Origin of the sequence: Anabaena sp. WFMT (genome assembly GCF_051781005.1) — a bacterium.
Taxonomy (GTDB): domain Bacteria; phylum Cyanobacteriota; class Cyanobacteriia; order Cyanobacteriales; family Nostocaceae; genus Anabaena.
In genome coordinates this window covers 160,683-172,213 of record NZ_JBPWOA010000053.1, presented here as the reverse complement: position 1 = coordinate 172,213, position 11,531 = coordinate 160,683, and the positions used below count along the sequence as shown (strand labels likewise).

Here is an 11,531-nt window from a genome sequence, read left to right as displayed (position 1 = left end):
AGTGGAAATGATATGATAGGAATGTTTTAAACATTACAGGAAAAGAGGGAATGTCTAGTATTAACCCCAAACATCATACTGTCACAGAAGCTGGAGTCATCATTTTACACTCTAACCATTTGGGTGATATTGTAGAAGTTCACATAAACAAAGAAAAGCGTCGTTTTTACGGTATTCTAGAAGATAATAAAACTGAAATAGAAGATGACAAAGATTGTGGAAATGATTTTGCCCAACCAGTAATGCTTTATAAAATAAAATATTTCTTTGAAAGAGAACCAAAAGATACTTGGGAAGTAGGCTATCGGATTAAAGGTAAAAGCGAAGATACATGGATGAAAGGTTTTAAAACAGCAAGAGAAGCCTGGCTGTATCGAGAAGCATTAATTGCTGCTAATGTAGCTGAAAGATAACCGTTTATGTTTAGTTAAAAACTAACAATTTAATGCTACTTATTCAGATGGGAGTCATAATTTAGATTTAGACTTGAGAAACTCATTCACAACTTGTTCGACAGGACGAGATTTATTATCTACTTGATAATTCATTTTTTGCATTTCTTCAGTGGAAACTAAACCTGCTAATTGATTAATTGATGTTCGTAACTCTGGATATTTTTTCAAGGTTGCTTGACTAAAAATAGGGATAGCTTGATAGGGAGGAAAATAACTTTTATCATCTTCTAAAATAACTAAATTGAGAACCGGAATCAAGCCATCTGTAGAATTTGCTGCTATCAAATCTACTTTCTTTTCCTTTAAAGCTTGATACATCAATCCTAATTCCATTTGTTTCGTGTTCGCAAACTTTAAGCCATAGGTTTTAGCTAAACCTGGATAACCATCTTCTCGTTCCAGAAATTCATAGCCAAAACCTGCTTGTAATTGAGGAGTATATTTAGCTACTTCAGAAAGAGTTTTGATATTAAGACGTTTGGCATCTTCCCCTCGGATAATCATAGCAAAGGTGTTATTAAATCCCAAAGGCTGCATAACTTCTAATTTAAATTTCTGGTCGTATTCCTGTTTCACTTTCTCATAGACGACTTGAGAATTACTAATAGGTTTTTGTTTCAATACGGCTGTCAATGATGTTCCGGTATATTCTACGTAGCCAGCAATTTGTCCTGCTTTTACAGCTTCATGACAGATAAAAGTTCCCCCTAAATTGAAGCGGCGATCAACTTTTAATTTTGTGTGAGATTCTATTTGTTGAGCTAGTAATTCTCCTAATATAAATTGTTCAGTAAAATTTTTTGACCCGATAATAATTGTTGGTGGTGGTTGTTGATAATTAAAGATTATTAATCCCGCTGTTAGTAGGGTTAATATACCCATAGCAACGGTAAATTTGCGATTAATTTTAACTTTTTTATCTCTTTGTTGTGTTAATTTTTTCTCTACCCATCCTAAAGATAAATCTGCTCCTAAAGCGATGAAGGCGGCAGGTATTGCTCCTGCTAAAATTAATTGATTATTAACTGTAGAAATACCCCGAAAAATAAATACTCCCAATCCTCCACCACCGATCGCAGCTGCAATGGTGGCAATTCCCACAGAAATCACTGTTGCTACTCGGACTCCCGCCAAAATCACGCCTGATGCTAGGGGAATTTCTACCTGAAACAGCAATTGCCAATCTGTCATTCCCATGCCTTTGCCGGCTTCTCGAATGGCTGGATCGACGTTATTAATGCCTATATAAGTATTACGAATCAGGGGCAGCAAAGCATATAGAGTCAAGGCAACGATCGCCGGAGTTTTGCCAATTCCGCCAATAAATGGCACAGAAATGAGGAAACCAAAAATGGCTAAACTGGGAATGGTTTGGAGGGCGTTAGCGACACCGAGAATGGGTTGGGCGAGTTTCGGCTGGCGAGTGATGAAAATGCCTAAAGGGATGCCGATGGAGATAGCCACCAACATTGCGATCGCAACTAAAACTAAATGTTCACCAGTACGAAGGAGGATTTCTGGGGCGTATTGGATTAAAAACAAGGTTAAATCCTTAAATTAAGCACTTTTTTCCCAAGCATTTAAACAAGCAATAAAAGCCTTGGCCTCTGGATGTTGAGATTGGAGAAATTCTACTCTCGTACCCAGGAAAACTAAATTCCCTTCATACATTAACCCAATTCGAGTACCAAGGAAGAATGCTTCTTGAATGTCGTGGGTAACAAATATCACGGTTTTTCCCAGTTGCTTTTGCAAGTAGTGAAACTGTTGTTGTAATTCTAGACGGGTGATGGGGTCAAGTGCGCCAAAAGGCTCATCCATCAATAATATCGGCGGATCGGCAGCTAATGCCCTGGCCACACCTACTCGCTGACGCTGACCTCCTGATAGTTGATGGGGATAGCGCTGGGCGAATATTTCCGGATCTAAGTCCACCAACTTTAACATTTCATCGACTCGCGTCTCAATTCGGCGTTGTGTCCATTTTTCTAAAGAAGGGACGAGGGCGATGTTTTCTTTGACGCTAAAGTGGGGAAATAAACCAATGTCTTGGATCACATAACCGATCTGCCTCCGCAGTTTAATCGCATCCCATTCAGTTGTAAGGCGATTGTTGACAAAAACCTGCCCTTGGGTAGGAATCAGCAAATGATTGATTAATTTTAAGGTGGTTGTTTTGCCGCTACCACTGCGTCCGAGTAAGACAAGGGCTTCCCCTTGGTAGATGGTGAGATTTAAGTGGGATAATAGAAAACGGCGATTAATCTTAAAACTGACATCCCGAAACTCAACGGCGATTTCTGATGTTGAAAACATTTAATTTTTATATTATTTAAGATGCGTCAAAGATGACGCACTCTCAAAAATTACCTATTTGTCAAAACTTGATAGTTGCAGCAGTAATAGCTAAAGCCAGCCAACCAGACATTAATGCTAATCCTCCCAGGGGTGCGATCGCTCCCAAGGATTTGATACCTGTTAAGCTGATGGCATACAAGCTACCTGAAAAAATAACCACACCCGCTATAAATAACCAACCACTGGCTACCAAGGTTAATGGTGGAGAGGGGGTGCGGCTCATGAGCATGGCTACAAACAACAGTGCTAGAGCGTGGTACATTTGATAGCGAGCGCCAGTATCGAAGATTTCTAAAGCGCGATCGCTGATTTTTTCCCGCAAAGCATGAGCGCCAAAAGCACCACCAGCAACAGACAAACCGCCAAAAATAGCAGCTACAGTCAAAAAAATCTGCGTCATCATACTTAGGCGTAAATTGGTGTTGGTACTTTACACATCAAAATGATATGATACGCCTCCTTCTTCGTTGACCTGAAAATTTGCATTGAATTCTTTAGCTTTTGCATCTAAATATTCTTTGGCCTCGGTTGCTGGTAATTGCGACTGCATTGCAAAGCCTAGCAGAGTGACTCGTCCTTGATTCTCTTGTAGCATTTGATAAAATTGCGATAGTTTCGCTTGCTCTTGCGATCGCAAATGTTCATTCATCTGTTGATTAATTGCCTTTTTATTTTGTTTGCTTTGCTTATACAATCCCAAAGCTAACCATCCTCCCAATACTGCGGTAGGAATGCCAAACATTATACCTTGCGTAGCTGTATTATCAAGCTGGTTAAGAGCTTCGTGATTAACAAAATCTTTCACCAAACCTCTATCATCTATACCTGGCAAAATTGGCTTGAGTGTAGTATTTTTTGTAATTACTGCTGAGACTGATATCGTTAAAAACATGAATCCGAGTGTGAGCAGCCAACCAGCAGCCAATTTTTCAGCCGTCTTCATAGTTTTACTTCAGAGTTAGACCTTGTTTGAGATTTTAACCTCACTAGCGCCCAGCTTCCAGTCATATTTCTATAAATCCGTTAGAAGTCTCTTAATATACAGCACTTCCTGCTGTTCTGAGGTAGGGTTCCTCATTCCCAACCCTGTAGGGGCGGGGTTTCCCCGCCCTCGATTAGATTGCATCCAACAGAGAACCGCTGTATCTGAAAATTTCACGTAGTCTAGGGCTATGCCCACCCTTGTATATTAAGAGAAGTAGTAGACCGTCACGCACTTAGCCAAGTTGAGAACGGTAGAATAGGCGTTTCAACTTCTGGAGAGATTCTTCGCTGCGCTCAGAATGACAGTTTTCCGTTTCAGTGCGTAATTCCTGATCTAAAAGCTGGACAAAACCCTCACTAAAAATGCCCACTTATCAGCCACTTCTTCAATAATCTTCGCTGTTGGTTTACCCGCACCATGTCCCGCTTTTGTCTCAATTCTAATTAAAACAGGTGCATCACCACCATGAGCTTCTTGCAAAGCCGCAGCAAACTTAAAACTATGAGCAGGTACTACCCTATCATCATGATCTGCGGTAGTAATTAAAGTCGCAGGATAAGCAGTTCCCGGCTGCAAATTATGCAACGGTGAATAAGCATAGAGAGTTTTAAATTCTTCCGAGTTTTCTGAAGAACCATATTCTGCCACCCAAGCCCAGCCGATGGTAAATTTATGAAAGCGCAACATATCCATTACACCCACTGCGGGTAAAGCTGCACCAAATAACTCAGGGCGCTGTGTCATACAAGCACCCACCAACAAACCACCATTACTACCACCAGCAATAGCTAATTTTTGAGGTTGGGTGTAATTATTAGCAATTAACCATTCAGCCGCAGCAATAAAATCATCAAAGACATTTTGCTTTTTCTCCTTCATTCCCGCTTGATGCCATTCTTCCCCATATTCACCACCACCACGCAAATTAGGCACAGCATACACTCCCCCCATTTCTAGCCATACTAAAAAACCAACGGAAAAGCTTGGTGTTAATGAAGCGTTAAAACCCCCATATCCATAGAGATAAGTAGGATTATTACCATCTAAGTTAATGCCTTTTTTATGAGTAAGAAACATCGGTAATCTTGTACCATCTTTACTTTGATAAAAGACTTGTTTTGTCTCATATTCATCAGCATTAAAATCTACTTTGGGCTGACGGAAAATTTCACTTTTACCAGTTTTCATATCGTAGCGATAGATAGTTCCTGGTGTGGTAAAGCTGGTAAAACTATAAAAAGTTTCTGTATCATAACGCTTACCACCAAATCCTCCTGCTGAACCAAGTCCAGGTAATTCTACTTCCCTGATAAGTGTCCCAGTCAAGTCAAATATTTTAATTTGACTATGAGCATCCTGGAGATAATCAGCAACAAATTGATTATTAAGAATGCCTACGCTTTCTAATGTTTCTGCTGTTTGGGGAATAATTTCTTGCCAATTTTCTGATGAGGTATTTTTAATATCAATGGCAATAACTTTACCTCGTGGTGCATTTAAATCTGTACGAAAATAGAAAACTTGATCATCGTTATCAATAAAACTATAATCAGCCTCAAATTGGTTAATTAATTCGACAACTTCAGAATTAGGGTTAGTCAAATCTTTGTAAAAAACCAAGTTTCTAGAATCAGTTCCTAGCCAAACGGAAATAATTAGATATTTGCCATCTTCTGTAACTTCACCACCAAAACCCCATTCTTTCTCATCAGGACGATGATAAATTAAGATATCTTCTGATTGAGGTGTCCCAAGTTTATGGTAATAAAGTTTATGGTAGTAATTAACATCTGTGTTGGAAAATTGCTCCTCTTGAGAAGAAACCAAGACCGGATTTTCCGTTTCTAATTTTGTTTTTTTATTTGGTTCATCATAACGACTGTAGAAAAAACCTTGATGATCATGAGTCCAAGATGCACCAGAAAATTTAATCCATTGTAAATGGTCTTGTAAATCTTCACCTGTTTCTATATCACGGACTTTCCATTCTTGCCAATCTGAACCGGATGTTGATAAACCATAGGCTAAAAGTTTACCATTTTCACTAATTTCAATTCCAGAAAGAGCAATTGTTCCATCTTCTGAAAGTTTGTTAGGGTCTAGTAAAACTCTAGGTTCTGCATCCAGGTTGGGCAGAGTGTAGAGAACACTTTGATTTTGCAGTCCATCATTTTTGAAATAAAAATAAGTTTCACCTTCTTTAAAGGGAATACCATATTTTTCATAATCCCAAAGTTTGGTGAGACGCTGTTTAATTTGTTCCCTAGCAGAAATTTCGTTCAAGTAGCCAAAGGTAACTTGATTTTGTACCTCAACCCAAGCTCTTGTTTCCTCAGAATCTGGATCTTCTAAAGCCCGGTAAGGATCGGCAACTAAGGTACCGTGATAGTTATCAACTTGATTGCTTTTGTTCGTATTGGGATAGGTGAGCGGTTTTGGAGAATTAGACATAGTTATAGAAATTATGACTGTGCATTCTCTATTCTCTCCATATCCCCAGTTTTAGGCTACTACCTAGAAATAGAAATTGGAGATAGGGCGCAGAGGAGAAGAGTTTTTCCCCTTACTCCCCTTCGACTACGCGGTAGTTGAGCGTTCATGTAGTGTGTCGAAGACAAGTCGAAACTCAGGGCAAGCCTTCTCCCTGCTCCCTTTCCTCTTAAGAGTCCCCACCTAAGCTGTAACGAGTTTTTCTCCTTTCAACATCCGTGAAGCTGCTTCCAGTAGTGCTTCTTCGAGATAGGGCTTGGTAAAGTAACCACTAGCACCTAGTTGAACTGCCATTTGTCTGTGTTTGTCTGCACCTCGTGAGGTGAGCATAGCTATGGGCAGGTGGTTAAGAGTATTATCTTTTTGAATGCGTGAGAGCAATTCCAGTCCATCACAACGGGGCATTTCGATGTCACAGAAGACGATATCGCAAGGTAAACCGGAACGAAGTTTATCCCAAGCCTCCTGACCATCACGGGCTTGCTCAACACGATAACCTGCCTTGTTGAAGGTGAGAGAGAGCAATTCTCGGACTGTAATTGAGTCATCGACAATCAACACTGTCGGCTCAATTTTCACATCTGGAATTTCAGGGACGGGAGAAGCTGTTTTGCGTTGCCAAGAACCGCCACCAATTTGTTTGGACATCTTACCTTGGAAGATGTCTATGATTTCTAAAACGTCGGCAATGGGCATAATGCGACCATCACCGAGAACTGTGGCACCAGCCACACCGCTGGGTTTGGGTGCGGGGCCTTCAAATTGCTTAATTACAATTTCTTGTTCGCTCAATACTTGGTCAATTTGGAGAGCGACCATTGTATTGCCTGAGCGTAATACGACGACAGAAAGTAGGTCATCATCTCTTGTATTGCCGTAGATGTTACCGCGACTAATCTGGCGATTGAAAGCGAGAATTTCGTGTAAAGGTCGGAATGGGAGGACTGTATCCCGCCAGAAAATGAATGATTGTCCATCAGAATCTTGTTGAATATCGGTTGCGGATATGTCTAGTGTGTCTTCTACTCCGTCCATTGGGAAGGCAATTCTTGACTTATCAGAGATACAACAGAGGGCTTTACAGATACTGAGGGTGAGTGGTAAGCGAATGGTGAAGGTGGTTCCTTTACCTATGATTGAATCAGTACCAACTGTGCCGCGAATTTCGCTAATATCAGTACGCACTACGTCCATGCCTACACCACGTCCTTTGAGATCATCGATCTCATCAGCAGTACTAAAACTGGGTAGGAATAAAAGATCGTAGATATCTATACGAGACATATTTTGTGCTTCTTCTGGTGTAATTACACCTTTTTGAATCGCCTTGAATTTGACTTTTTCGTGATCGATACCAGCGCCGTCATCAGTTACAGAAATTACTGTTTGGTTTCCCTGGTGGAAAGCGGATAAAGTAATGATGCCCATTGCTGGCTTGCCAGTAGCTTTGCGAACCTCTGGAGTTTCGATTCCGTGAGCGATCGCATTATTGAGCATATGAGTCAGTGGATCGGTGAGATGATCCAAGATCATTTTGTCAATTAATGTATCTGCTCCTTCTGTCACTAAATCGACTTGTTTGCCACACTTAATGCCGTTCTCGCGCACTCCTCTCCGCAAGCGATCGATAGCCTGAGCAAAAGGTATCATTCGGGTTCTTGTTAGTCCCTCTTGTAGCTGGGTGGTGACTTGACGGAACTGCCGTGCTACTCGTTCGGTTTCTTCGGTGACGAAATCAATATCACTGGCTGATTCTCGCACTCGCACAATAAACTCTATTGTCTCTTGGGACAATGTATGAAAGAGGGTAAAGTGATCCATTTCTAGTTCACTAAATCCTCTGTCTTGGGAATTGCTAGATGAGCTGCTGTTATCTCTTGATGAGCGATTCCGGCTGCTGAGGAGAGATGCTTCTAATAGCGATCGCTCATACAATTCCTGCATCCTCGCTCCTACATCCGAAAGATGCTGCACCTGAATTAGCAAGTTATCTAATGATTGTCGCAGCCGTTCATGATCTTGCTCTAAGGTATTACGATTAACCACCAACTCCCCAACTAAGTTGCTCATTTCATCCAGTTGTTTAACTGGAATCTTCATGCTTTCTTCTCTGACTCGTCGAGTTGTGGGACGTGGTGTTTTGCTGGTATTAGATTTAATTACTCTGCCTTGGGAACTCATTGTTTGATCCGCTTCAGCAAGTAATTTCTCCAAATCCCTAAATTCATCAGGCAGTTCTGAAGATACAACCGGATTGTGAGCTTTTGCCACTACAGGTTGATAAACTTTTGGTGGCACTGTGGGTGTTTCTGCGATCGCAAAATTATTGCTTCCTAGCAATTCTTCTAAAGCTGCAAAATCTGCATCTGGGATGGCAGCACTGGAACTTACATCTAATTCTTCATCTTCTAGTAATGCGTCTAATTCGGCAAATTCATCTAGGAAAGAGGCTTCATTCTCAATCGTATCTACTACTGTATTTTCTACCTCTAATGGTTCAGTATTTTCTGCTAATGTGAGATTATTTTCATCAGTTTCAGCCAAAACTGGCAATTCCATAGCAGATTCATCTGCTTCTAAACCCAATTCTAAGGAATTAGCATCTACAACAGTTTCGCTTGTTTCTATTGATAAGCTATCTGCCCAATCACTGCTTAAGGAATTAGCATCTACAACAGTTTCGCTTGTTTCTATTGATAAACTATCTGCCCAATCACTACTTTCAGAATTGACAATTAACTCTTCTGGGTTGGTCACTGCTGGTAAAGCAGTTACAGGCACATCTATTTCTGTCAACTCCAGTGATAAATTCTGGTTGCTGTTGTCATCAAAACTAACTAACATATCCTCCAATTCCGAGGATTTTTGGGAAGATTGGTTAGTAAATTCCGGGGTGAAATTCAATGCTTCTGGCTCTTGAGAGAAGCTCTGCACTTCCGGCAATGATGACATTTCACCATCATTAACTATGGGGAAACTGAATTGAGAATCTGCCAAATCAGCAAATAAGTTATCGACCGCATCTGAGGTCAAGTTTAGATCATCTACCTCTGCTTCTTGAACAGTGAAATCAAAGTCTTGCAAGTAAAAACCGAGGTCGTTTTCCGACTCCTGATGATCATTTACAGCTTCCCCAGATAATGCTGCAAATAAACTTTCCTCTAATTCCCTAGCTACATCTTGCTCTACAACAGCGGCGATTTCTTGGGTTGGAACTACATCTGTCTGGTTCCAGAAGTTGTTGAAGTCGTCTTCATCTGTGGCAACTTCTACTGCTGTTGTTTCTTCTGGTAAATCAAATATATCTCCAATTCCTAAATCATCTATTGGCTCTTGTGTATCTTCTGCGAGTTCGTTGAACAGATTGTCCAAAGACAGGCTTGCTGATGTTGTTTGATTCTGTTCTAATGCAGGGATATCAAAGGTCAGTTCTTCTAGGGAATCAGCATTTGTAGTTGGTAATAAGTTATCAACACTGTTGGCGGTTATGTTGGATAATTCTAAGTTGGGATGATCTGCAATTTCTGCTAGAGATTCTAGCTCTGTAAACAACGATTCATTTTCATCTGTTACTGCCAACAAATTTTCTTCTACTTCATGAGTATTGATATTTGTTGACTCAATTTCTACAGAATTAACCGTCAATTCTACTTCTACATTATTGATAATATCAGTCGGAGACAATTCCAAATTTAGATGATCAAGGGAATTTTCACTAGATTCTCTGACCTGAGCAGTTGTTGTTTGCTGTTGTGGTTCTAAATTTTCTGCTTCTAAGAAGTTTTCGCCAAATAATGGGGTCAGGTCTTCTGGAGTATGAGTGGGGCTTTGTTGCTGAACATTAATTTTATCAGTATCCAATGATAGGAAATAATCTAAATCAAGATCATCATTCTCATCCTCAATTTCATCATCACTAATTCCTAGCTGATGGATTGTGGTATCTAGCATTTCTCCTTTTTGCCAGGTTTCCTCCAGTTCGGGAGTCTCACCTTCAAACAAGTCAGCTAGGGTATTTAACTCAGAAATACCTACCTCTGGCCCAGTGAGGTCAATAATATGATTGAGGTTGAGTATTGAGTCTTGATAACTGAATAAAGAATCGGCAGAAACAGCTGCATCTGTGTTTATTTCTGCTATTTCTGGTAAATTATCAAAGGAATTATCGCTGGTATATGCTGCTAGATTTAGTTCTTCTGTTGTTGCAAATATAATCGTGTTATTCTCTTCTAGCAACAAATTATCTGTATGTAGTTCCAGTGTTTCCGGAAATTCTGTTACTGCCTCTGGTTGGTCATCTGCCCAATCAAGTTGTAGTTCTAATAGCTCCAGTTCTGGAAGTAGCTCAAGTGCTTCTAGCTGTGGACTAATAGTTATTTCTGCTTCTCTACCTTGAATAACTAATTCCTGAGCTTGTTTGATTTCGGTAATAATGATTTTGGCTAAAGTGAGATAGGAATTTTCAGGATTTGCGATCGCATTACCTGCTGCTTGACACAAACTGCACCAGTTGAGCAAATTTAATCTCTCACCAAGCTTAACTAATTTGTCACACCATTTCTGTAGATCTTCCCTTGACGAGGATACGCTACTTTGCTTAAACAGTTGCAACATATCCCGCAGGGCTTGTAGCACTTGAGTTTGGAACTCGGAGTCATCATCGGTTTTGCTGGCTACTAGCGGTTTTTGTGGTTGCGGCTGAGGTCTATAATCCTGTTTTGGCGGCGTTATCGGTGCAGATTCAGTGAATAAGCTGGCACTATCCCCTGATTGTAAGAGTAGTTCTAGATGCTGATTAAGTCCTGCAAATATAGGTTCACTTTCTAACATCAAAGTATGCGCCGTTTCCTCTGAAAGGCCAAACGGACTACCCAGATGATCTAACAACGCTTTCAAAGTATCAGAGACACCCAGAAACAAAGACTCTAACTTTTGGTCAACTGCGACTGGATGCTCTTTGAGAACTTTGAAACAATCTTCCAGACGGTGAGATGTTTGCTGGATACTATTAAAGCCCAGCATAGCCGCACCTCCTTTGATGGAGTGAGCGGCCCGGAAGACTTCGTTGATCATTTCTGGGTCGTTGAGGGTATCTTGTAGCTTCAGTAACCCCTGTTCGATAGTATTCAGGTGTTCTCTGGCTTCTTCGATAAAGTAACCCAAAATCCGCTGTTGTTGTTCCGGCTGCATAAACGATGAAGAATAAAGGATTAATGATTAAGGCTGTAGATCCCCCGATGACA

At 40.6% G+C, this 11,531-nt stretch carries 7 protein-coding genes; 1 reads left to right on the top strand and 6 read right to left on the bottom strand.

The features are described 5' to 3' along the window. Nucleotides 1–50: 50 nt before the first annotated feature. Nucleotides 51–413, top strand: a complete 363-nt coding sequence (locus ACSQ6I_RS26325) for a hypothetical protein (RefSeq protein ID WP_438893179.1) — start codon at nucleotides 51–53, stop codon at nucleotides 411–413. A 54-nt stretch (nucleotides 414–467) separates the two neighbouring features. Here ACSQ6I_RS26325 and ACSQ6I_RS26320 read toward each other — a convergent pair whose 3' ends face one another. The 6 genes from ACSQ6I_RS26320 to ACSQ6I_RS26295 all read right to left on the bottom strand — a co-directional run bounded on the left by ACSQ6I_RS26320 (nucleotide 468) and on the right by ACSQ6I_RS26295 (nucleotide 11,478). Then, nucleotides 468–1,997, bottom strand: a complete 1,530-nt coding sequence (locus ACSQ6I_RS26320; RefSeq protein ID WP_438893178.1) for a glycine betaine ABC transporter substrate-binding protein — start codon at nucleotides 1,995–1,997, stop codon at nucleotides 468–470. A gap of 15 nt (nucleotides 1,998–2,012) precedes the next feature. Continuing rightward, nucleotides 2,013–2,771 carry an ATP-binding cassette domain-containing protein gene (locus ACSQ6I_RS26315; protein ID WP_438893177.1) on the bottom strand — a complete coding sequence of 253 codons (759 nt, stop codon included), beginning with the start codon at nucleotides 2,769–2,771 and terminating at the stop codon, nucleotides 2,013–2,015. A gap of 61 nt (nucleotides 2,772–2,832) precedes the next feature. After that, nucleotides 2,833–3,213, bottom strand: a complete 381-nt coding sequence (locus tag ACSQ6I_RS26310; protein ID WP_438893183.1) for a DUF423 domain-containing protein — start codon at nucleotides 3,211–3,213, stop codon at nucleotides 2,833–2,835. Nucleotides 3,214–3,243: 30 nt separating this feature from the next. Then, nucleotides 3,244–3,756: a hypothetical protein gene (locus ACSQ6I_RS26305; protein ID WP_438893176.1), complete on the bottom strand. Its 513-nt coding sequence runs from the start codon at nucleotides 3,754–3,756 to the stop codon at nucleotides 3,244–3,246. A gap of 375 nt (nucleotides 3,757–4,131) precedes the next feature. Next, entirely contained in the window at nucleotides 4,132–6,249 is a 2,118-nt protein-coding gene (locus ACSQ6I_RS26300) for a prolyl oligopeptidase family serine peptidase (RefSeq protein ID WP_438893175.1), read from the bottom strand. A gap of 222 nt (nucleotides 6,250–6,471) precedes the next feature. Continuing rightward, on the bottom strand, nucleotides 6,472–11,478 hold the full coding sequence (locus tag ACSQ6I_RS26295) for a response regulator (protein WP_438893174.1): 5,007 nt from the start codon (nucleotides 11,476–11,478) through the stop codon (nucleotides 6,472–6,474). Nucleotides 11,479–11,531 lie beyond the last annotated feature (53 nt).

Coding starts and splice junctions, on each gene's coding strand:
- ACSQ6I_RS26325 (WP_438893179.1), top strand. CDS start 51: ATGTCTAGTATTAACCCCAAACATCATACTGTCACAGAAGCTGGAGTC.
- ACSQ6I_RS26315 (WP_438893177.1), bottom strand. CDS start 2,771: ATGTTTTCAACATCAGAAATCGCCGTTGAGTTTCGGGATGTCAGTTTT.
- ACSQ6I_RS26310 (WP_438893183.1), bottom strand. CDS start 3,213: ATGACGCAGATTTTTTTGACTGTAGCTGCTATTTTTGGCGGTTTGTCT.
- ACSQ6I_RS26300 (WP_438893175.1), bottom strand. CDS start 6,249: ATGTCTAATTCTCCAAAACCGCTCACCTATCCCAATACGAACAAAAGC.
- ACSQ6I_RS26305 (WP_438893176.1), bottom strand. CDS start 3,756: ATGAAGACGGCTGAAAAATTGGCTGCTGGTTGGCTGCTCACACTCGGA.
- ACSQ6I_RS26295 (WP_438893174.1), bottom strand. CDS start 11,478: ATGCAGCCGGAACAACAACAGCGGATTTTGGGTTACTTTATCGAAGAA.